18 protein-coding genes are annotated in these 20,876 nt (G+C 62.1%); 9 read left to right on the top strand and 9 right to left on the bottom strand.

Annotation, left to right across the window (positions count from 1 at the left end; all coding sequences use genetic code 11):
• Positions 1-76 precede the first annotated feature (76 nt).
• Positions 77-1,387: an OprD family porin gene (locus tag ACI2JX_RS03590; protein ID WP_404689392.1), complete on the top strand. Its 1,311-nt coding sequence runs from the start codon at positions 77-79 to the stop codon at positions 1,385-1,387.
• 107 nt (positions 1,388-1,494) lie between these two features.
• On the opposite strand, the gene cysG is transcribed toward ACI2JX_RS03590, so the two are convergent.
• The 6 genes from cysG to ftsK all read right to left on the bottom strand — a co-directional run bounded on the left by cysG (position 1,495) and on the right by ftsK (position 8,999).
• Positions 1,495-2,886 carry a siroheme synthase CysG gene (gene cysG / locus ACI2JX_RS03585; RefSeq protein ID WP_404689391.1) on the bottom strand — a complete coding sequence of 464 codons (1,392 nt, stop codon included), beginning with the start codon at positions 2,884-2,886 and terminating at the stop codon, positions 1,495-1,497.
• Positions 2,887-4,167, bottom strand: a complete 1,281-nt coding sequence (gene serS, locus ACI2JX_RS03580) for a serine--tRNA ligase (RefSeq protein ID WP_368971648.1) — start codon at positions 4,165-4,167, stop codon at positions 2,887-2,889. It abuts the gene before it with no gap.
• A 25-nt stretch (positions 4,168-4,192) separates the two neighbouring features.
• Positions 4,193-4,567, bottom strand: a complete 375-nt coding sequence (gene crcB / locus ACI2JX_RS03575; protein ID WP_404689390.1) for a fluoride efflux transporter CrcB — start codon at positions 4,565-4,567, stop codon at positions 4,193-4,195.
• Positions 4,564-5,889 carry a replication-associated recombination protein A gene (locus ACI2JX_RS03570; RefSeq protein WP_264233182.1) on the bottom strand — a complete coding sequence of 442 codons (1,326 nt, stop codon included), beginning with the start codon at positions 5,887-5,889 and terminating at the stop codon, positions 4,564-4,566. The genes crcB and ACI2JX_RS03570 overlap by 4 nt, the downstream gene beginning before the upstream one ends.
• A 12-nt stretch (positions 5,890-5,901) precedes the next feature.
• Positions 5,902-6,525 (bottom strand): outer membrane lipoprotein chaperone LolA, encoded by a 624-nt coding sequence (lolA, locus tag ACI2JX_RS03565; protein ID WP_186557190.1) that lies wholly within the window; start codon positions 6,523-6,525, stop codon positions 5,902-5,904.
• Between the two features lie 62 nt (positions 6,526-6,587).
• Positions 6,588-8,999: a DNA translocase FtsK gene (ftsK, locus tag ACI2JX_RS03560; protein WP_186557191.1), complete on the bottom strand. Its 2,412-nt coding sequence runs from the start codon at positions 8,997-8,999 to the stop codon at positions 6,588-6,590.
• A 429-nt stretch (positions 9,000-9,428) separates the two neighbouring features.
• On the opposite strand from ftsK, the gene aat reads away from it, so the two are divergent.
• The 3 genes from aat to infA all read left to right on the top strand — a co-directional run bounded on the left by aat (position 9,429) and on the right by infA (position 11,195).
• Positions 9,429-10,109 carry a leucyl/phenylalanyl-tRNA--protein transferase gene (gene aat, locus ACI2JX_RS03555; protein WP_186557192.1) on the top strand — a complete coding sequence of 227 codons (681 nt, stop codon included), beginning with the start codon at positions 9,429-9,431 and terminating at the stop codon, positions 10,107-10,109.
• A 56-nt stretch (positions 10,110-10,165) separates the two neighbouring features.
• The gene (locus ACI2JX_RS03550) at positions 10,166-10,873 is read left to right on the top strand and encodes an arginyltransferase (protein ID WP_264233180.1); all 708 of its coding nucleotides are present in this window, start codon (positions 10,166-10,168) and stop codon (positions 10,871-10,873) included.
• Between the two features lie 103 nt (positions 10,874-10,976).
• Positions 10,977-11,195 carry a translation initiation factor IF-1 gene (gene infA, locus ACI2JX_RS03545; protein WP_002553999.1) on the top strand — a complete coding sequence of 73 codons (219 nt, stop codon included), beginning with the start codon at positions 10,977-10,979 and terminating at the stop codon, positions 11,193-11,195.
• Positions 11,196-11,370: 175 nt separating this feature from the next.
• Here the strand turns inward: infA and clpA are convergent, their stop codons facing one another.
• Complete coding sequence (gene clpA, locus ACI2JX_RS03540) at positions 11,371-13,641, bottom strand: ATP-dependent Clp protease ATP-binding subunit ClpA (protein ID WP_186557194.1); 2,271 nt, start codon at positions 13,639-13,641, stop codon at positions 11,371-11,373.
• Between the two features lie 30 nt (positions 13,642-13,671).
• Complete coding sequence (gene clpS / locus ACI2JX_RS03535) at positions 13,672-14,034, bottom strand: ATP-dependent Clp protease adapter ClpS (RefSeq protein ID WP_119140441.1); 363 nt, start codon at positions 14,032-14,034, stop codon at positions 13,672-13,674.
• 230 nt (positions 14,035-14,264) lie between these two features.
• Here clpS and cspD point away from each other — a divergent pair, with 230 nt between their 5' ends.
• On the top strand, positions 14,265-14,519 hold the full coding sequence (gene cspD / locus ACI2JX_RS03530) for a cold shock domain-containing protein CspD (protein WP_404689389.1): 255 nt from the start codon (positions 14,265-14,267) through the stop codon (positions 14,517-14,519).
• A gap of 80 nt (positions 14,520-14,599) precedes the next feature.
• Here the strand turns inward: cspD and icd are convergent, their stop codons facing one another.
• Positions 14,600-15,856, bottom strand: a complete 1,257-nt coding sequence (gene icd / locus ACI2JX_RS03525) for an NADP-dependent isocitrate dehydrogenase (RefSeq protein ID WP_186557196.1) — start codon at positions 15,854-15,856, stop codon at positions 14,600-14,602.
• 424 nt (positions 15,857-16,280) lie between these two features.
• Between icd and ACI2JX_RS03520 the strand changes: the two genes are divergently transcribed.
• From ACI2JX_RS03520 to hflD, 4 genes are all read left to right on the top strand, one after another.
• The gene (locus ACI2JX_RS03520; RefSeq protein WP_264233178.1) at positions 16,281-18,506 is read left to right on the top strand and encodes an NADP-dependent isocitrate dehydrogenase; all 2,226 of its coding nucleotides are present in this window, start codon (positions 16,281-16,283) and stop codon (positions 18,504-18,506) included.
• Positions 18,507-18,589: 83 nt separating this feature from the next.
• A complete protein-coding gene (locus ACI2JX_RS03515; RefSeq protein WP_404689388.1) occupies positions 18,590-19,030 on the top strand; it encodes an NUDIX hydrolase in 441 nt (146 codons plus the stop codon).
• A gap of 56 nt (positions 19,031-19,086) precedes the next feature.
• Positions 19,087-20,211, top strand: coding sequence for a tRNA 2-thiouridine(34) synthase MnmA (gene mnmA / locus ACI2JX_RS03510; RefSeq protein ID WP_404689387.1), 1,125 nt, complete (start codon positions 19,087-19,089; stop codon positions 20,209-20,211).
• A complete protein-coding gene (hflD, locus tag ACI2JX_RS03505) occupies positions 20,208-20,834 on the top strand; it encodes a high frequency lysogenization protein HflD (RefSeq protein WP_404689386.1) in 627 nt (208 codons plus the stop codon). Before mnmA ends, hflD begins: the two co-directional genes overlap by 4 nt.
• Positions 20,835-20,876: the final 42 nt, after the last annotated feature.

Raw genomic sequence — 20,876 nt, 5'->3', positions numbered from 1 at the left:
CGCGCCCGGCCCACTTGCGCCTGTGTTTTGGGCGCCTCCCTGCATCAGGAAAACAACAATGACAAGAAAGCCCTTCATGCACCTTTCCCTGCTGACCGCCACCAGCGCCCTGCTGGTTCCCGCCGCCCAGGCGGACTTCATCGGCGACAGCAAGGCCACGCTGACGTTGCGCAACTACTACTTCAACAACGATTTCCGTGACCGCCCAGGCGCAGCCGGGCAGAGCAAAACCGCCGAATGGGCGCAAGGTTTTCTGCTCGACTACAAGTCTGGCTTCACCGACGGGACCGTCGGCTTTGGTGTCGATGCACTGGGCCTGCTGGGGGTACGCCTGGATGGCGGCGCGGGTAATCATCGCGGCAGCTCGATGATTCCGGACGATAGCGATGGCGGCGCTGTGGACGAATGGAGCCGGCAGGGGGTGACCGGCAAGCTGCGTTTCTCCAAGACTGAGGCGCGCTATGGCACCTTGCAGCCGAAGCTGCCGATCCTGGTGGCCAACGATGGCCGGGTATTACCACAGACCTTCGAAGGCGGGATGATCACCTCGCAAGAGCTCGATGGCCTGACGTTGACGGGCGGACGCCTTGAGCACACCACTGGGCGCGGCTCGACCAATCGCTCCGGGCTGGCGGTGGCCGGTGGCACCCAGCAGAGCAACCAATTCCTTTTTGCCGGCGCCGATTACCAGCTGACCAAGGCGCTCAAGCTGCAGTACTACGCCGCCCAGCTGGAAGACTACTACGTGCAGCACTTTGGCGGCCTGGTACATGTATGGGCACTGGCGGACAACCAATCGCTGACCACCGACCTGCGTTACTTCAAGACCGATGCCGATGGCCGCAACGACTCAGCGGCCGGCCGTGCCGATGGCTATCAGGTGAGCGGGCTGGCCGATACCCCGGGCAAAATCGACAACGATACCTGGAGCGCCATGTTCACCTATGCCCTGGGTGGGCACTCAGTGTTGCTTGGCCATCAACGGGTTTCCGACAGTGGCAACTTCGTCCAGCTCAACCAGGGCAATACCGGTGAGGGGGCGGCAGGGTCGAGCATCTACCTGTTCACCGACCGCCTGGTAACCAGCTTCACCCGTGCCGGTGAGCGCACCACGTTTGGCCAGTATGGCTACAACTTCGCCGCGCTCGGCGTACCGGGGCTGGTGGCTTCGGTGACGTATTTGAAGGGGACCAACATCCGCATGGCCGCAGGCGGCGATGAGAAAGAGTGGGAACGGGACATTGCCCTGGATTACGTGGTGCAAGGCGGGACATTCAAGGGGCTGGCGTTCAGCTGGCGCAATGGGATGCTGCGCAGTGGCGTGCCCAGCGAGTGGAATCAGGACCAGAACCGGCTGATGGTGAGCTACTCGCTGCCGCTATTCTGACCCCATAACATCACGTGGGAGCGGGCTTGCCCCGCGATAGCGCCAGATCAGGCAACGATGTCGCTGGTTCTGAAGCTATCGCGGGGCAAGCCCGCTCCCACGATGTTTCAGACCTGCTGCGAGCCTTCAAACCACGCTAGCTTCTCGCGCAACTGCACCACTTCGCCAACAATCACCAGGGTCGGCGCATGCACTTCGTGACGCGCCACCCGCTCCGACAAATCTGCCAGGGTGCCGGTGAACACCCGCTGATTGCGCGTGGTGCCCTGCTGGATCAGCGCCGCGGGGGTGCTGGCAGCGCGGCCATGGCGGATCAGTTCGGCGCAAATGGTCGGCAGGCCAACCAAGCCCATGTAGAACACCAGGGTCTGCGCCGGCGCCACCAGGTCATCCCACGGCAGGTTGCTGGTGCCATCCTTCAGGTGCCCGGTGACGAAGCGCACCGACTGGGCATAGTCGCGGTGAGTCAGTGGAATTCCGCCATAGGCAGAGCATCCACTGGCCGCGGTAATCCCCGGCACCACCTGGAACGGGATGCCCTGCTCGGCCAGCTCTTCGATCTCTTCGCCACCGCGGCCGAAGATGAATGGATCACCGCCTTTCAAGCGCAAGACACGCTTGCCCTGCTTGGCCAGGTCGACCAGCAGCTGGTTGATCTTTTCCTGCGGCACAGCATGATCGGCGCGGCGCTTGCCGACATAGATGCGCTCGGCGTCACGCCGGCACATCTCGATGATCGCCGGTGCCACCAAACGGTCGTACAACACCACGTCCGCCTGCTGCATCAGGCGCAAGGCGCGAAAGGTCAGCAGGTCCGGATCACCCGGGCCGGCGCCGACCAGATACACCTCACCGCCCTGCTGCACCGGCGCGCCATCGACCATCGCCTGCAACAGGCGCTCAGCTTCGGCGCCCTGCCCGGCCAATTGGCGCTCGGCAATCGGCCCCTGAAATACCGTCTCCCAGAAGCCGCGACGCTGATTGACGTCCGGGTACAGCGACTTGACCTTGTGCCGAAAACGCGCGGCCAAACCGGCCAACTCGCCATACGCCGAAGGAATCCAGGCTTCCAGCTTGGCCCGGATCAAGCGTGCCAGCACCGGCGCATCGCCGCCGCTGGACACTGCCACCACCAGGGGCGATCGGTCGACGATTGCGGGGAAGATCACCGTACACAAGGCCGGTGCATCCACCACATTGACAGGCAGGCTGCGGGCCTGGGCCTCAGCCGAAACCTGAGCATTGAGCGCAGGGTCGTCGGTGGCGGCGATCACCAGCCGGCAACCGTCCAGGTCGGCGACCTGATAGCCACGCACACGGACGTCACCGCCACCCTCGCGGGCCAAGGCGGCAAGCTCACCGTCGACTTCAGGGGCGACCACCCGCAACGCGGCGCCGGCATCGGCCAGCAGGCGCGCTTTGCGCAAGGCAATCTCGCCACCGCCGACGACCAGCACGCGGCCGCCCTGCAGCTTGTGGAACAGCGGCAGGTAATCCATTTAGCCGATGACCTCGACGCCACCCATGTACGGCTTGAGCACCTCCGGTACGCGGATCGAACCGTCGGCCTGCTGGTAGTTCTCCAGCACCGCCACCAGCGTCCGGCCGACTGCCAGGCCCGAGCCATTCAAGGTGTGCACCAGCTCCGGCTTGCCGGTTTCCGGGTTACGCCAGCGCGCTTGCATCCGGCGCGCCTGGAAGTCGCCGCAGTTGGAGCAGGAGCTGATCTCACGGTACTTGTCCTGGCTCGGCACCCACACTTCCAGATCGTAGGTTTTCACAGCGCTGAAGCCCATGTCGCCGGTGCACAGGGCCAACACGCGGTATGGCAGTTCCAGCAACTGCAGGACCCGCTCGGCGTTGGCGGTCAGGCCTTCCAGGGCTTGCATGGACTTGGACGGCTCGACGATCTGCACCATCTCGACCTTGTCGAACTGATGCTGGCGGATCATGCCGCGGGTATCACGGCCCGAAGCGCCGGCTTCGCTACGGAAGCAAGGGGTGTGGGCAACCAGCTTGAGCGGCAGCTGCTTGGCGTCGATGATCTCGCCAGCCACCAGGTTGGTCAGCGACACTTCGGCGGTCGGGATCAGATAGAAATCGGCTTCGCCTTCGCGGCTGATCTTGAACAGGTCTTCCTCGAACTTGGGCAGCTGGCCGGTACCTTGCAGGGCCGGGGCCTGGACCAAATACGGGGTGTAGTGTTCCTGGTAACCGTGTTCACCGGTGTGCAGGTTGATCATGAACTGCGCCAGGGCGCGGTGCAGGCGCGCGATCGGACCGCGCAGCACGGCAAAGCGCGCACCCGAGAGCTTGGCCGCCGCTTCGAAGTCCAGGCCGCCGCTGATCTCGCCCAGGGCAACGTGGTCCTTGATCTCGAAATCGAACGCCTTCGGCGTGCCCCAACGGCGCACTTCGACGTTGTCGTCTTCGCTGGCACCGACCGGCACGGTGGTGTCCGGCAGGTTGGGGATGGTCAGCAGGATGCCGTCCAGCTCGGCCTGGATGGCGTCCAGCTCGCTCTTGCCCTCGGTCAGCTCGTTGGCCATGCGCTCAACGTCTGCCATCAGCGGGGCGATGTCTTCTCCCTTGGCCTTGGCCTGGCCGATGGACTTGGAACGGGCGTTACGCTCGGCTTGCAGCTGCTCGGTGCGGGTCTGCACGGCCTTGCGGCGTTCTTCCAGTGATTCGATGCGCGCGACATCCAGGCTGAAGCCACGGGAGGCAAGGCGGTCCGCCACTTCCTGAAGTTGGCCGCGTAACAGTTTGGCATCGAGCATATCGTTCTCTCGTTATGTGTGTGGTTCAGAATTTGGTTAAAGACAGGCCGGCCCAGGTCGCGAGCAGCCCGCCAAACACGCTAATACCGGTATAGCCCAGGGCGAGCGGTATCTGCCCGTTTTCCAACAGGCGCACGGTATCCAGCGAAAAAGAAGAAAAGGTCGTCAGGCCGCCGAGAAAGCCGACGATCAGCCCGGCACGCAGCTCGACCGGCACCAGCGGCTTGTGCAGAAACAGGCCGTAGAGCAGGCCGATCAGCAGGCAGCCCATCAGGTTGACCGCCAGCGTACCGAGATAGAAGTGCCGTGGCCAGTTGGCGCTGACCCAGTTGCTGGTGGCAAAGCGCAGCAGCGTACCGGCCACGCCGCCCGCGCTGACGGCGGCAATCAGGGCGATCATGGTTTTCTCCGCTGACGGGGGCTAAGGCGGTCGAGCTCGGCCAGGTGGCGCAGTTTCTCGCCGATTTTCAACTCCAGGCCACGTGGCACCGGCTGATAATAGGCGCGCGGTTCAAGGGCTTCGGGGAAATAGTCTTCGCCTGCGGCGTAGGCGTCCGGCTCATCGTGGGCGTAACGGTATTCTTCGCCATAGCCCAGCTGCTTCATCAGCTTGGTCGGGGCGTTGCGCAGGTGCAGCGGCACTTCCAGCGAACCGTGCTCGGCCGCCTCGCGCAGGGCAGTCTTGAAGCCGACGTAGACTGCGTTGCTCTTCGGCGCACAGGCAATGTAGGTGATGGCCTGGGCCACTGCCAATTCGCCCTCGGGGCTGCCCAGGCGCTCTTGCACATCCCACGCAGCCAGGCACAGGCTCAGCGCGCGCGGGTCGGCGTTGCCGATGTCTTCGCTGGCCATGCGCACCACGCGGCGGGCGATGTACAGCGGATCGCAGCCGCCGTCGAGCATGCGCGCGAACCAATACAGCGCGCCGTCGGGGTTGGAGCCGCGGACCGACTTGTGCAGCGCCGAAATCTGGTCGTAGAACGCCTCGCCACCTTTGTCGAAACGCCGCCGGCTGTCACCGAGCAAGCTTTGCAACAACTCGACGCCGATCTCGCCCCCGTCTTCGGCCAGGTCAGAGGCGTTCTCGAGGAAGTTGAGCATGCGCCGGCCATCGCCATCGGCGGCGGCCATAAGCATCTTGAAGGCCTCATCGCCCACCGTCAGCTGGCGTTTGCCCAGCCCACGCTCTTCGCTCAAGGCGCGGTCTACCAGCTTGCGCAGCGCTTGTTCATCGAGGCTCTTGAGCACATACACCCGCGCCCGCGAAAGCAACGCATTGTTCAGTTCGAACGACGGGTTCTCGGTGGTGGCGCCAATGAAGATCAGCGTGCCATCTTCGACGAACGGCAGGAACGCATCCTGCTGGGACTTGTTGAAGCGGTGCACCTCATCGACGAACAAAATGGTCCGCCGGCCGTACTGGGCGGCCTGCTGCTTGGCCACCTCGACCGCCTGGCGAATCTCCTTGACCCCAGCCAGCACCGCCGAGACGGTCTCGAAGTGGGCGTCACAGAACTGCGCCAGCAGCCGCGCCAGGGTGGTCTTGCCCACCCCAGGCGGCCCCCAGAAGATCATCGAGTGCAGCGCCCCCTGCTCCAGCGCCTCACGCAGCGGCTTGCCGCGGGCCAGCAGGTGCTCCTGGCCGACGTACTCGTCCAGGTTGGACGGACGCAGACGAGCGGCCAGGGGCTGGGCGACGGGTTCGCTTCGAAACAGGTCCATGACGCTCTCTGGTTATTCCTGGATGACGTCCGCGCCAGCCGGGATCTTGAACTGGAACTTGTCCGCCGGGACCGCCTGGTTGGCCTTGACCCCATTGAACAGGATATTGGTGCGCTGGCCGACGCTGTCGATCAGTTGCATATCGTTGATCAAGCCTCTACGGAACGACACGCGCAGCGAGTCGAACAGGGTGTCCTTGGTCTTGGGCTTCAAGGTGAAGTCCATGACTTCGCCCTGCTCCTTGGAGGTGATATCGAAGCTCTGGCTGATCTTCGAAACATCGCCTGAGAGCAGCAGCGCTGGGGTCTGGTTCAAGCGCACGTCGAGCTTCTTGACGGTCGCCTGTTCCAGGTCCGGGTCCCACAGGGTGACGTTCTTGCCATCGGACACCACCACCTGCTCCGCCGGAGCATCGGTGTGCCAGTAGAACAGGCCTGGACGCTTGACGGTCATCTTGCCAGTGGTTTCCTGCAGGCTGGTGCCGCCGGCATCCAGGGTCAGCTGGGAGAAATTGGCCTCGATGGTCTGCGACTTTTCCAGCAACTGGGTCAGGCGTTGCACGTCCTGCTCAGCGGCGTAAGCCGATGCGCAACCCAGGGTCATGGCAGAAACCAACAGCATGCGAATCGCGCGCATGTTAATCCTCATTGAGCATTGAAGAAGCCGGGCACCACCGTTGGCGCCCGGCAAGGTGATCATCAGTCGCGCGGGCCGCCTGGGGCAATCACTTCCCGCGAGCCGTTGCTGTTCATCGGCGTGACCACGCCGGCCATCTCCATCGACTCGATCATCCGCGCAGCGCGGTTGTAGCCGATCTTGAGCTTGCGCTGGACCGCCGAGATCGAGGCGCGGCGGCTTTCCAGCACGAACTGCACGGCTTCGTCATACAGCGCATCGGTTTCGGCATCGTCGCCGTCGCCCCCGCCGCTGCCACCGTCGAAGCCGCTGCCGGCTTCTTCGACGCCGTTGAGAATGTCGTCGTTGTAGTCAGGAGCGCCGCGCAGTTTCCACGCTTCGACCACCCGGTGCACCTCGTCGTCGGAGACGAACGCGCCATGCACGCGGATCGGCAGGCTGGTGCCTGGCGGCATGTAGAGCATGTCACCGTGGCCCAGCAACTGCTCGGCGCCGCCCTGGTCGATGATGGTCCGCGAGTCGATCTTGCTCGATACCTGGAACGCCATCCGCGTCGGGATGTTGGCCTTGATCAGGCCGGTGATCACATCCACCGACGGACGCTGGGTAGCGAGGATCAAGTGGATACCAGCAGCCCGCGCCTTCTGGGCGATACGCGCGATCAGCTCTTCGACCTTCTTGCCAACGATCATCATCATGTCGGCGAATTCGTCGACCACCACGACGATGGTCGGCAGGGTTTTCAGCGCAGGCGGCTCGTCGTCCATGCTTTCACGGCGGTACAGCGGGTCGTGGATGACCTCGCCGGCCTCCTGGGCGTCCTTGATCTTGCGGTTGAAGCCGGCCAGGTTACGCACGCCCATGGCCGCCATCAGCTTGTAGCGCCGCTCCATCTCGGCCACGCTCCAGCGCAGGGCGTTGGCAGCGTCCTTCATGTCGGTGACCACTGGGCAGAGCAGGTGCGGAATGCCTTCGTAGATCGACAGCTCGAGCATTTTCGGGTCGATCATGATCAGCCGCGCGTCTTCCGGGCCGGACTTGAACAGGATCGACAGGATCATCGCGTTGACCCCGACCGACTTACCGGAACCGGTGGTACCGGCCACCAACAGGTGCGGCATCTTCGCCAGGTCAGTGATGACCGGCTTGCCGCCGATGTCGTGGCCCAGGGCCAGGGCTACCGGCGACTTGGCCTCGTCATACTGCGACGACGACAGCACTTCGGAGAAGCGCACCATCTGGCGGTTCTCGTTGGGGATCTCGATGCCCACGGTGGTCTTGCCCGGAATCACCTCGACCACCCGCACGCTGGTCACTGCCAGCGAACGCGCCAGGTCCTTGGCCAGGTTGGCGATGCGGCTGACTTTAACGCCAGCGGCCGGCTGAATCTCGTAACGGGTAATCACCGGACCTGGGTGGATCGAGTCGACCGATACCTCAACGCCAAACTCCTTGAGCTTGATTTCCAGCAGGTGACCGACACCAGCCAACGACTCTGGCGAGTATTCGATCTTCTTCTCTTCGGCCGGATCGAGGATGGAGATCGATGGCAGGGTGCCTTCGACGGCGCTGTCGACGAACAACGGCGTCTGTTTTTCCTTCATCACCCGCTTGCTCGGCTCCGGTGCCTTGACCGGGGCTGGCATGATCACCGGCGCCGGCTGCTGCTCGCGCTGGGCGACATGCTTGGTCAACGCCTCGTCGCGCTCGATGATGCGCTCGCGGGCCTTGAGCTGCTCGCGTTTGTCCGCAACTACCGGGGCGACCACTTCGTCGACCTGCTCGTCGACTTCACGCAGTTGGGCGACCAGGCGTTTGCGCTCGTTGCGCGCTTCCCACCAGCGGTTGGCCGCGCCCTGCACCAGCTCGAACAGATCGAGGGTGATCTTGCCGGTCAGGTCCATCACCTTGAACCAGGACAAGTCGGTGAACACGGTCAAGCCGAACAGGAACAGGGCAATGAACATCAGCGTGCTGCCCTGCACGTTGAGCAGGTTGCGCGCCAGATCGCCGAGGCTCTCGCCCAAGGCGCCACCGGCCGAGAACGGCAGGCTCGCCGAAGGGTGGAAATGAATATGCGCCAAGGCCGCGCCCGACAGCACCAGGAACACCAGGCCAATCAGCCGCCAGGAGAACAGCCAGCCGCTCCACTGCCAGGGCTGGTGGCGCTCACGGAAGATCTGCCAGGTCTTGATCGCCAGCAACAACGGGAAGATGTAGGCAAAGTAGCCGAGCACCATGAACAGGATGTCGGCGAAATACGCACCGGCCCGGCCGGCGGCGTTTTGCACCTGCTCGACATTGCTGGTGTGGCTGAAGCCAGGATCGGCCGTGTCGTAGGTCAGCAGCGCCATCCAGAGGTACAGGCACAGGGCACCGACGGCAATCAGCGCACCTTCCTTGAGGCGGTAGTGCAGCTGCTGCCGCCAGAGGGGCACGGGCAGAGGGGGCGGAGTTGCGGTGGATTTCTTCAAAACGCGTCTATTCCTGCGCTTGCTGCGCGTCCAGTAGTGATCGACCCGGTGATCGGTCTGCAAACCACTACTTTTAACATTACTGCCCACTAGCCGCCATGGCGGCACGCCGTAAGGGCGTGAACAGGGCAATTTTCCATGCGTGCAATTTGAGCATGCATTTTCTTTTGTGACAAAGGCTTATGCTGTGTTTTTGCACAGGTGTGACAACAAAGCGCCAGGTTGGTGCCAGTCAGCGGATAAATGTGTAGGAAATCAGCCATTAGCCCATCAGCAGTTGCTTCTTCGGGCCTAGAGTCGACGACAAATCTTGTAGGAGCGGGTTTACCCGCAAACATGCCTACCCAGCCAGCAGACACCCATGATTGACCTCGATTTCCAAGCGCGCCATGCTGGTCGCCCTCCCCTCCCCCACCGCACTTGAAGACCATGCTGACCTGGCTGACCCGCGACTCGCTGACCTTCCCGCCTTTGGCAAAGGCCCTGCATGAGCCCAACGGCCTGCTCGCTGCAGGCGGTGACCTGACCCCTGAACGGCTGGTCCGCGCGTATCGCCATGGCTGCTTCCCCTGGTACCAGGATGGCCAGCCGATCCTCTGGTGGTCGCCCGACCCACGTACCGTGCTGTTCCCCGACGAGCTGCACGTGTCGCGCTCGCTGGCCAAGCTGATTCGCCAAGAGCGTTATCAGGTCAGCTTCGATAGCGACTTCGAGGCCGTGATCGCCGCCTGCGCCGCGCCCCGCGACTACGCCGACGGCACCTGGATCACCGACAGCATGCGCGCCGCTTATTGCGAGCTGCACCGGCGCGGCATCGCCCATTCGGTGGAAGTGCGTCAGGACGGCGAGCTGGTCGGCGGCCTGTATGGCCTGGCGATGGGCCGGCTGTTCTTCGGCGAATCGATGTTCAGCCGCGCCGACAACGCCTCCAAAGTCGGCTTCGTGACCCTGGTCGAACACCTGCGCAGCGCAGGGTTCGTGCTGATCGACTGCCAGATGCCGACCAACCACCTGCACAGCCTGGGCGCTCGCTCCATCAGCCGCGACAGCTTCGCCGAGTATCTGGCGCGCCACCTCGATCAACCCAACCAGGCCACTTGGGTTCGCTAGGCGAGTTTCCACAGCTGGCTTACACTTAAGGCAAAGCATTGCCCGAGGGGTTGATCATGACAGAGTTGGCGCGGTTGAAGTTTTATGCCACTCAGCCCCACTCCTGCAGCTACCTGCCGGACGAACAGGCCACCACCTTGTTCCTCGACCCTAGCCAGCCGATGGACGTCAACGTGTATGCCGACCTTTCGGAAATGGGCTTTCGTCGCAGTGGCGATCATCTCTATCGCCCGCACTGCCAGAACTGCAATGCCTGCGTGCCGGCGCGCATTCCGGCTGCGCGCTTCATTCCCAACCGCCAGCAACGGCGCATTCTCAAGCGCAATGCCGACTTGACCGTGACGGCCGCGCGCCCGGCATTCAAAGAAGAGTATTTCGACCTCTACCGGCGCTACATCGAGCAGCGCCACAGCGATGGCGATATGTATCCACCCAGCCGCGATCAGTTTTCCACCTTTCTGGTGCGCGATCTGCCATTCTGCTGGTTCTACGAGTTTCGCCTCGAAGGCCGCCTGCTCGCGATAGCAGTCTGCGACCTGCTGCCCAACGGGCTATCGGCGGTATACACCTTCTACGAACCCGACGAAGAGCGCCGCAGCCTGGGCCGTTTTGCCATTCTCTGGCAAATCACCGAAGCGCTGCGGCAAAACCTTGAGGCGGTGTACCTGGGCTACTGGATCAAGAACTGCAAGAAAATGAACTACAAGACCCAGTACCGCCCCATCGAACTGCTGATCAACCAGCGTTGGGTCAGCCTCAATTGAAAGCATTGGCTTGAAACACTATTTTCGGGCATAATCCACGCCACTTTTTTTGCCCGGTGCAGTCACGCGTCGGGCCTACACTGGACACCGAGGGCTTTACTGCATGTCGAAAGAAGACAGCTTCGAAATGGAAGGCACTGTCGTCGACACCCTGCCCAACACCATGTTCCGCGTGGAGTTGGAAAATGGGCACGTCGTAACCGCGCATATCTCTGGCAAGATGCGCAAGAACTACATCCGTATTCTCACTGGCGACAAGGTCCGCGTCGAGCTGACGCCTTACGACCTGAGCAAGGGCCGCATCACCTACCGCGCCCGTTAAGCTCCAGCCACAAAAAAAGCCCGGCCAATGTGCCGGGCTTTTTTGTGACTCATGCGAAACATCAGGCACCGCCATGTAGAAGCAGGCTTGCCCGCGATAGCGCCAGCTCAGACAACCCATTTGCCCTTACTGCCGCCATCGCTGGGCAAGCCCGCTCCCACGTCGGCTTCCAGATCTAGGCCACTTCAGCCGTAGTCTCGAAGTCGAACACCAGCTCGCCGTCACGCAGCTCGACGTGCACCACGCCACCGTGCTCGGACAGCTCACCGAACAGGATCTCCTCGGCCAACGGCCGTTTGATCTTGTCCTGGATAAGCCGCGCCATTGGTCGCGCGCCCATCTGCACGTCATAGCCACTGGCTGCCAGCCAGCCTCGCGCATCATCACTGACCTCAAGCAGCACACGCTTGTCTTCCAACTGGGCCTGCAGTTCGATGAGGAACTTGTCGACGATGCTCTTGATCGTCTCGTGGCTCAGGCGACCGAACTGGATGATGGTATCCAGGCGGTTGCGGAATTCCGGCGTGAAGCTCTTGCGGATGACTTCCATCGCATCGGACGCATGGTCCTGATGGGTGAAGCCGATCGAGGCCCGCGCGGCGGTTTCAGCGCCGGCGTTGGTGGTCATGATCAGGATCACGTTGCGGAAGTCCGCCTTGCGCCCGTTGTTGTCGGTCAGGGTACCGTGGTCCATCACCTGCAGCAGCAGATTGAAGACTTCCGGGTGGGCCTTCTCGATTTCATCGAGCAACAATACGCAGTGCGGTTGCTTGGTGATCGCTTCGGTGAGCAAGCCGCCCTGGTCGAAACCAACATAACCGGGAGGCGCACCGATCAGACGCGATACGGTATGGCGCTCCATGTACTCAGACATGTCAAAGCGCACCAACTCAACGCCCAACGCCTTGGCCAACTGCCGTGCAGCCTCGGTCTTGCCGACCCCAGTAGGACCGGCGAACAGGAACGAACCGACCGGCTTGTCTGGCGCCTTGAGCCCGGCCCGCGACAACTTGATCGCGGTAGCCAGCGAATCGATCGCCTGGTCCTGACCAAACACGGTCAGCTTCAGGTCGCGCTCCAGGTTACGCAGCAGTTCCTTGTCGGAGCTGGTGACGTGCTTAGGCGGAATCCGCGCGATCTTGGCGACAATGTCCTCGACCTGGGCCACTTCGATACGCTTGACGCGGTTTTCTTCCGGCTGCAGACGCTGGTAGGCGCCCGCCTCGTCGATCACGTCGATGGCCTTGTCCGGCATGTGCCGGTCATTGATGTAGCGGGCAGCCAGCTCGGCAGCGGCGCGCAGGGCCTCGTCGCTGTACTCGATGTGGTGGTGGGTCTCGAAGCGCCCTTTCAGGCCGCGCAGAATACCCACGGTGTCTTCCACCGATGGCTCGGAGACATCAACCTTCTGGAAGCGCCGCGCCAAGGCCCGGTCCTTCTCGAAGATGCCGCGAAATTCCTGGAAAGTGGTCGAGCCGATGCAGCGGATATCACCCGACGACAACAAGGGCTTGAGCAGGTTGGACGCATCCATCACCCCACCGGAGGCCGCACCGGCACCGATGATGGTGTGAATCTCGTCGATGAACAGGATCGCCTGCGGACGTTTGCGCAGCTCCCCGAGCAGCGCCTTGAAGCGCTTCTCGAAGTCGCCGCGGTACTTGGTCCCGGCCAGCAGCGCGCCCAGATCGAGCGAGTAGACCACGCTCTGCGCCAGCAGGTCAGGCACCTGGCCGTCGACGATGCGTTTAGCCAGGCCTTCGGCGATGGCGGTCTTGCCGACCCCCGCCTCACCGACCAGCAGCGGGTTGTTCTTGCGCCGACGAGCAAGGATCTGCGCGACGCGCTCGACCTCCTGCTCACGCCCCACCAGCGGATCGATCCGCCCCTGACGAGCGAGCTCGTTGAGGTTACTGGCGTAGGCATCCAGGGGGTTGCTCGAAGACGACGTTTCGCCGCCCTCTTCGTCCTGCATGTCCTGGTCGCTGTCGGTATTAGGCCCATGGCCTGGCACCTTGGAGATGCCATGGGCGATGTAGTTGACCACGTCGATGCGGGCCACGCTCTGCTGCTTGAGCAGGAACACCGCCTGGCTTTCCTGTTCGCTGAAGATCGCGACCAGCACATTGGCGCCGGTGACTTCGCGCTTGCCCGAACTTTGCACGTGGAACACGGCGCGTTGCAGCACGCGCTGGAAGCCCAGGGTCGGCTGGGTTTCGCGGTCCTCGTCGTGCACCGGGATCAGTGGCGTAGTGGAATCGATGAACTCCTGCAGGTCGTGCTTGAGCTTGTCGAGATTAGCGCCACAGGCGCGTAGAACGGTTGCGGCCGCCTCATTGTCAAGGAGTGCCAACAGCAAGTGCTCGACGGTCATGAACTCATGACGCTTCGAACGGGCCTCCTTGAAGGCCAGATTGAGGGTGACTTCGAGCTCGCGGTTTAACATAGCTTCACCTCATACCCAAGTGGTCGGCGATTAACCGTCCTTCTCGATTTCACAGAGTAGCGGATGCTGGCTTTCCCTGGCGTATTGGTTGACCTGCATGGCCTTCGTTTCGGCGATGTCGCGGGTAAACAATCCGCACACTGCCCGTCCCTCGGTATGGACGGTCAGCATGATCTTGGTCGCCAGCTCGCGGTTCAGACTAAAGAACGTTTCGAGCACTTCGACGACGAAATCCATCGGCGTGTAGTCATCGTTGAATAAAACCACCTTGTACATCGGTGGCGCCTGCAGGATCGGCTTGGCTTCTTGCACTGCCAGACCGGAGCCATCGTCCTCGTTGGTTTGAGGACGATCCTGATTGAATGTTAGTCGAATCTGACTGTGTGCATGCATGGAAAGAATTTCATCACATCGACAGGTTAAGGTTGTGGGTTGACCGCACAGGCCGCCGCTGGCGCGGGCGCCGCATGACCTTGACTATCGGCAAAACGGTGTTACAACCAATAAGAACCCACCGTGGTCGATAAAGATCCGCGCAGTCAACCAGATTTTTTCGCAAGGTTCGTATGCGGATGACGTGGATGATACTCCAGTGATGGAGTCCTTTGCAGAGGGACATAGGGATGGCAAGCGGTAAAGTCAAGTGGTTCAACAATGCCAAGGGCTACGGATTCATCAATGAGGACGGCAAAACCGAGGATCTATTCGCCCATTACTCAGCGATTCAGATGGACGGTTACAAGACCCTCAAGGCTGGCCAACCGGTGAATTTCGAGATCATCCAAGGCCCCAAAGGCTTGCACGCCGTCAATATCAGCGGTGTCGGCGCCAAGGCCGAAGCGCCTGCCGCGCCACCGGCAACCACCGTGACTGCCTGAGCCTGGAGTACCCTGCGTTCTGCCGGTAAAACGAAAAAACCGGTCGCCTGTTTAACCAGGCGACCGGTTTTTTGCATGTCTTACATGTGCTTGATCAACGCCTCGCCGAAGCCCGAACTGCCGACCAAGGTCGCACCGTCCATCAGACGCTCGAAGTCATAGGTCACGGTCTTGGCTGCAATTGCACCGTTGGTGCCCTTGATGATCAGGTCGGCCGCTTCGGTCCAGCCCATGTGCCGCAGCATCATTTCTGCCGAAAGAATCACCGAGCCTGGGTTGACCTTGTCTTGCCCAGCGTACTTGGGCGCGGTGCCGTGGGTGGCCTCGAACATCGCCACGGTATCCGAGAGGTTGGCGCCTGGGGCAATGCCAATCCCGCCGACCTCTGCCGCCAGGGCGTCGGACAGATAATCGCCATTGAGGTTGAGGGTGGCGATCACGTCATATTCCGCTGGGCGCAGCAGGATCTGCTGGAGCATGGCGTCGGCGATCGCATCCTTGACCACCACCTCCCTGCCCGTCTTGGGGTTCTTGAACTTCATCCACGGCCCGCCATCGAGCAGCTCGGCGCCAAACTCTTCCTTGGCCACTTCGTAGCCCCAATCCTTGAAGGCGCCCTCGGTGAATTTCATGATGTTGCCCTTGTGCACCAAAGTCAGCGACTCGCGGTCATTGTCGACCACGTATTGCAGGGCCTTGCGCACCAGGCGCTTGGTGCCCTCCTTGGACACCGGTTTGACGCCGATACCGCAATCCTGGTCGAAACGGATCTTGGTGACGCCCATTTCCTCCTTGAGGAACTTGATCACCTTGTTCGCCTCAGGCGAGCCGGCCTTCCATTCGATCCCGGCATAAATGTCCTCGGAGTTCTCGCGGAAGATCACCATATCGACATCGCCAGGCTTCTTCACCGGGCTTGGCACACCCTCGAACCACACCACCGGACGCAGGCAGACATATAGGTCCAGCTGCTGGCGCAGGGCCACGTTGAGTGAGCGAATACCGCCACCGACCGGGGTGGTCAGCGGGCCTTTGATCGAGACTACGTAGTCTTTCACCGCATCGAGGGTTTCCTGCGGCAGCCAGGTGTCCTGGTCGTAGACCTGGGTAGCCTTCTCGCCGGCATAGACTTCCATCCAGGCAATCTTGCGCTTGCCGCCGTAGGCTTTTTCTACTGCGGCATCCACCACCTTGATCATGACTGGCGAGACATCGACGCCAATCCCATCGCCCTCGATATAAGGAATGATGGGGTTGTCGGGAACGTTGAGCGAATGGTCTGCATTGACGGTGATCTTGGCGCCGTCGGCCGGAACCTTGATTTTCTGGTAAGCCATGCTTGCACTACTCCGCTTTCGGGTGTGATTGGACATCGTGCGATCCACTGAGCCTAAACCACATCTGCTGACCTGCAAGCTGGTCGCCGAACCTGCGGCAACACGCCACATTGCTCCTACGTCTTTGGTCTTATAAATGCGTTGATACCACTTAGCCTTGCTGATTAGCCCAAAGGGTTTGATATACTCCGGCCCTGACCGCAGGGTCATCGGGGCGAACCCTTGGAAAATGCGGCTCGCCCTCGGCCAAGAATGGCCAAAAGCCTGGGTTGTTACCGCAGCCCAGCACTTGACGCTCGACTGATGCATCCACCATCACCGCTCGCAGCCTCTCGACTTTCCGCTCATGGCGTCGCCTGAGCGAAGCGCCTACCCTGCGCACCTCGAGACTCGAGTACGCTCAGCACATAGAGAGTTAACCCGCATGCCCACCCGTTCCAAGATCATCTATACCTTCACCGACGAAGCCCCCGCCCTCGCCACCTATTCGCTGCTGCCGATCGTCGAAGCCTTCACCGCTTCGGCTGACATTGCCGTCGAAACTCGCGACATCTCCCTGGCTGGCCGCATCCTTGCGGCATTCCCGGAGCAACTCGGCGCAGACAAGCAGGTAGGCGATCATCTGGCGGAACTGGGCCAGCTGGCTACCACCCCTGAAGCCAACATCATCAAGCTGCCGAACATCTCGGCCTCGGTCCCGCAACTGAAAGCGGCGATCAAAGAGCTGCAAGGCAAGGGCTACAACATCCCTGACTACGCCGACGAGCCAGCCAGCGCCGAAGAGAAAGAATCCCGCGCACGCTACGACCGCATCAAGGGCAGCGCCGTTAACCCGGTACTGCGCGAAGGCAACTCCGACCGCCGCGCACCGCTGTCGGTCAAGAACTACGCACGCAAGCACCCGCACAAAATGGGCGCCTGGGCTGCCGATTCCAAGTCGCACGTCGCGCACATGAACAACGGCGACTTCTACGGCAGCGAAAAGGCCGCCCTGATCGAGGCTGACGACAGCCTGCGCATCGAGCTGGTCGACAAGAGCGGTGCAATCACCGTTCTGAAGGAAAAAACCGCCGTCAAGGCCGCTGAAGTCATCGACTGCGCGACCATGAGCCGCAAAGCCCTGAAAGCCTTCATCGCCGAGCAGATCGCCGATGCCAAAGCTTCCGGCGTACTGCTGTCGGTACACCTCAAAGCCACCATGATGAAAGTCTCCGACCCAATCATGTTCGGCGTCATCGTCGAAGAGTTTTACGGCGAAGTACTGGCCAAGCATGCCTCGGCCCTGGCCGACGTCGGCTTCAACGCCAACAACGGCATTGGCGACCTGTACGCCCGCATCAAGGACCTGCCAGCTGAGCAGCAGGCCCAGATCGAAGCAGACATCCAGGCCCTGTACGCCGTTCGTCCGGCCCTGGCCATGGTCAACTCCGACAAAGGCATCACCAACCTGCATGTGCCAAGCGACGTCATCGTCGACGCCTCGATGCCAGCGATGATCCGTGACTCGGGCAAGATGTGGAACACCGCCGGCGAATTGCAAGATGCCAAGGCGATCATCCCTGACCGCTGCTACGCAGGCATCTATCAGGCCGCCATCGAAGACTGCAAAGTCAACGGCGCCTTCGACCCAACCACCATGGGCAGCGTACCGAACGTTGGCCTGATGGCGCAGAAAGCCGAAGAATACGGTTCCCACGACAAGACCTTCCAGGTCAAGGCCGACGGTGTCGTACGCGTCGTCGATGGCAAGGGCAAGGTCGTCCTGGAGCAGAACGTCGAAGCTGGCGACATCTTCCGTATGTGCCAGACCAAGGACGCGCCGATCCAAGACTGGGTCAAGCTGGCCGTTAACCGTGCCCGCCTGAGCAACACCCCAGCCGTGTTCTGGCTCGACCCAGCTCGCGCCCACGACGGCGTGATGATCGAGAAGGTCCAGAAGTACCTGAAAGACCACGACACCACCGGCCTGGACATCCGTATCCTGGCACCCGTCGAGGCGATCAAGTTCTCCCTGGCACGCATCCGCGAAGGCAAAGACACCATCTCGGTGACCGGCAACGTATTGCGTGACTACCTGACCGACCTGTTCCCGATCATGGAGCTGGGCACCAGCGCCAAGATGCTGTCGATCGTCCCGCTGATGAACGGCGGTGGCCTGTTCGAGACCGGCGCCGGTGGTTCGGCTCCGAAACACGTCCAGCAGCTGGTCGAAGAGAACTTCCTGCGTTGGGATTCGCTGGGTGAATTCCTGGCCCTGGCCGCCTCCCTGGAGCACCTGGGCAACACCTACGATAACCCGCGCGCCAAAGTCCTGGCCAACACCCTGGACCAGGCTACCGGCAAGTTCCTCGACACCAACAAGTCGCCATCGCGCAAAGTTGGCGGTATCGACAACCGCGGCAGCCACTTCTACCTGACCCTGTACTGGGCACAAGCGCTGGCTGCGCAGTCGGACGACGCCGCACTGCAAGCGCGCTTCGCCCCGCTGGCCAAGACCCTGGCCGAGAACGAAGCGACCATCGTCGCCGAGCTCAACGCCGTTCAGGGCAAACCAGCCGACATCGGTGGCTACTACGCCCCGGATGCCGAGCTGACCGCCAAGGTAATGCGTCCAAGCCAGACCCTGAACAGTGCCATTGCCGCCCTGTAAGGCTCGCTTGAAGTAACAACATAAACCCCGGCCACGCACCGGGGTTTGTGCTTTCTAAGAACCTACAGGGACTGGAGATGCACATGACCTGGCAACCGCACATCACCGTCGCCACCATCGTCGAAGACCAGGGCAAATTCCTCTTCGTCGAAGAATTCAAAGCCGGCCAGCACGTCTTCAACCAGCCCGCTGGCCATCTGGAAGCCAACGAAACCCTGGCCCAGGCTGCCCTGCGCGAGACGCTGGAAGAAACCGCCTGGGACGTCAAACTAACTGGCGTGGTCGGCATCTACCTGTATACCGCCCCCAGTAACGGCGTGACCTACCAGCGCATCTGCTTTGCCGCGCGCCCCGTGCGCCATCACCCAGCGCTTGCCCTGGACAGCGATATCGTCCGCGCCGTATGGATGACCCGCGAGCAACTGCTGGCCGAGCCCTCGCGCTGGCGCAGCGAACTGGTGCCACGCTGCCTCGACGACTACCTGGCAGGCCCGCTGCACAGCCTTAGCCTGCTGCGCGACTGACGCGCGCGAGCTGGCCTGATAGAATCGACCTTTTTCCCTGATACACATCGGTAGCCATGACCAGCCCAGCACTCAAAGACCCCGCCAAGACCCGCGTCATCGTCGGCATGTCCGGCGGCGTGGACTCTTCCGTCTCCGCCCTTTTGCTCATCGAGCAGGGCTACCAGGTGGAAGGTCTGTTCATGAAGAACTGGGAAGAGGACGACGGCACCGAATACTGCACCGCCCGCGAAGACCTGGCCGACGCCCAGGCCGTGTGCGACCGCATCGGCATCAAGCTGCACACCGCCAACTTTGCAGCCGAATACTGGGACCACGTGTTCGAGCACTTCCTTGAAGAGTACAAGGCCGGCCGCACACCCAACCCGGACATCCTCTGCAACCGCGAAATCAAGTTCAAGGCGTTCCTCGACTACGCACTGTCGCTGGGCGCCGACCTGATCGCCACCGGCCACTACGTGCGCCGTCGCGACACTGGCGAGCTCACCGAGCTGCTCAAGGGCCTGGACCCGAACAAGGACCAGAGCTACTTCCTGCACGCCGTTGGCGGCAAGGAAATCGCCCGCACCCTGTTCCCGGTTGGCGAGCTGGAAAAACCCGAAGTACGCGCCATTGCCGAGAAGCATGGCCTGGCCACCGCCAAGAAGAAGGATTCCACCGGGATCTGCTTCATTGGCGAGCGGCGTTTCAGTGACTTCCTCAAGCAGTACCTGCCGGCCCAGCCGGGCGACATCGAAACCACCGAAGGTGAAGTGATCGGCCGCCACCATGGCCTGATGTACCACACCATCGGCCAACGCCAGGGCCTGGGTATCGGCGGCCTGAAGGATGCCGGTGACGATCCGTGGTACGTGCTGGTCAAGGACCTTGAGCGCAATGTGCTGGTAGTTGGCCAGGGCAACGAACACCCGTGGCTGTTCTCCCGCGCCCTGCTCGCCTCGCAGATCTACTGGGTCAACCAAATCGACCTGGCTGCGCCGCGCCGCCTGACAGCCAAGGTCCGCTATCGCCAGGGTGATCAGGCTTGTACCCTGGAGCGCACTGAAAACGGCTACCGCGCCGTGTTCGACGAACCACAGCGGGCCGTCACTCCGGGCCAATCGGTGGTGTTCTATGACGGAGAAGTGTGCCTGGGTGGCGGCGTGATCGAAACCGCCGAGCCTTGGAGCCCTCGTCCATGAGCAACCTCCAGGAGCAACTGATTGCCCTTGGCGGCGTGTTCCAGGCGGCGGTGCTGGTCGACCGTATCGCCCGCACCGGCCAGGCCACCGAGGCCAACATCGGCTGCATGCTCAACAGCCTGCTGGTACGTGACCCCAAGGACACCCTGGAAGTGTTCGGCGGCGATGACCTCAATCTGCGCGATGGTTATCGTGCGCTGGTCGGCGCCCTGGAGCGCGACCCCAGCAGCCTGCAGCGCGAGCCACTGCGCTATGCCCTGTCGATGCTCGGCCTGGAGCGGCAGTTGGCCAAGCGCGACGACCTGCTCGAGACCATCGGCAACCGCCTGCCGCAGATCCAGTCGCAGGCCGACCATTTCGGCCTGGTTCATGAAAACGTCATCGCTTCCAGTGGAGCCTTGTACCAGGACACCCTGAGCACCTTGCGCCAGCGTATCCAGGTACATGGCGACATGCGCTTCCTGCAGCAGGCCAGCAACGCCTCAAAGATCCGCGCCCTGCTGCTCGCCGGTATTCGCGCCGCCCGCCTGTGGCGCCAGCTGGGCGGGCACCGTTGGCAGCTGGTGTTCAGCCGGCGCAAGCTGCTCAACGAGCTGTACACGATGATGCGTCCCAACGACTGAAGTGAACCGTGGGAGCGGGCTTGCCCCGCGATTGCGATGCCG

Origin of the sequence: Pseudomonas sp. NPDC088890, from assembly GCF_044900155.1 — a bacterium.
Taxonomy (GTDB): Bacteria; Pseudomonadota; Gammaproteobacteria; order Pseudomonadales; family Pseudomonadaceae; genus Aquipseudomonas; species Aquipseudomonas urmiensis.
The sequence above is the reverse complement of the archived record's forward strand: the minus strand, read 5'-3'. Positions and strand labels throughout refer to the sequence as shown.

Excerpts from the sequence above, each read along its gene's own strand:
- ACI2JX_RS03590 (WP_404689392.1), top strand. The coding sequence starts at position 77 with ATGCACCTTTCCCTGCTGACCGCCACCAGCGCCCTGCTGGTTCCCGCC.
- cysG (WP_404689391.1), bottom strand. The coding sequence starts at position 2,886 with ATGGATTACCTGCCGCTGTTCCACAAGCTGCAGGGCGGCCGCGTGCTG.
- serS (WP_368971648.1), bottom strand. The coding sequence starts at position 4,167 with ATGCTCGATGCCAAACTGTTACGCGGCCAACTTCAGGAAGTGGCGGAC.
- crcB (WP_404689390.1), bottom strand. The coding sequence starts at position 4,567 with ATGATCGCCCTGATTGCCGCCGTCAGCGCGGGCGGCGTGGCCGGTACG.
- ACI2JX_RS03570 (WP_264233182.1), bottom strand. The coding sequence starts at position 5,889 with ATGGACCTGTTTCGAAGCGAACCCGTCGCCCAGCCCCTGGCCGCTCGT.
- lolA (WP_186557190.1), bottom strand. The coding sequence starts at position 6,525 with ATGCGCGCGATTCGCATGCTGTTGGTTTCTGCCATGACCCTGGGTTGC.
- aat (WP_186557192.1), top strand. The coding sequence starts at position 9,429 with ATGCTGACCTGGCTGACCCGCGACTCGCTGACCTTCCCGCCTTTGGCA.
- ACI2JX_RS03550 (WP_264233180.1), top strand. The coding sequence starts at position 10,166 with ATGACAGAGTTGGCGCGGTTGAAGTTTTATGCCACTCAGCCCCACTCC.
- infA (WP_002553999.1), top strand. The coding sequence starts at position 10,977 with ATGTCGAAAGAAGACAGCTTCGAAATGGAAGGCACTGTCGTCGACACC.
- clpA (WP_186557194.1), bottom strand. The coding sequence starts at position 13,641 with ATGTTAAACCGCGAGCTCGAAGTCACCCTCAATCTGGCCTTCAAGGAG.
- clpS (WP_119140441.1), bottom strand. The coding sequence starts at position 14,034 with ATGCATGCACACAGTCAGATTCGACTAACATTCAATCAGGATCGTCCT.
- cspD (WP_404689389.1), top strand. The coding sequence starts at position 14,265 with ATGGCAAGCGGTAAAGTCAAGTGGTTCAACAATGCCAAGGGCTACGGA.
- icd (WP_186557196.1), bottom strand. The coding sequence starts at position 15,856 with ATGGCTTACCAGAAAATCAAGGTTCCGGCCGACGGCGCCAAGATCACC.
- ACI2JX_RS03520 (WP_264233178.1), top strand. The coding sequence starts at position 16,281 with ATGCCCACCCGTTCCAAGATCATCTATACCTTCACCGACGAAGCCCCC.
- ACI2JX_RS03515 (WP_404689388.1), top strand. The coding sequence starts at position 18,590 with ATGACCTGGCAACCGCACATCACCGTCGCCACCATCGTCGAAGACCAG.
- mnmA (WP_404689387.1), top strand. The coding sequence starts at position 19,087 with ATGACCAGCCCAGCACTCAAAGACCCCGCCAAGACCCGCGTCATCGTC.
- hflD (WP_404689386.1), top strand. The coding sequence starts at position 20,208 with ATGAGCAACCTCCAGGAGCAACTGATTGCCCTTGGCGGCGTGTTCCAG.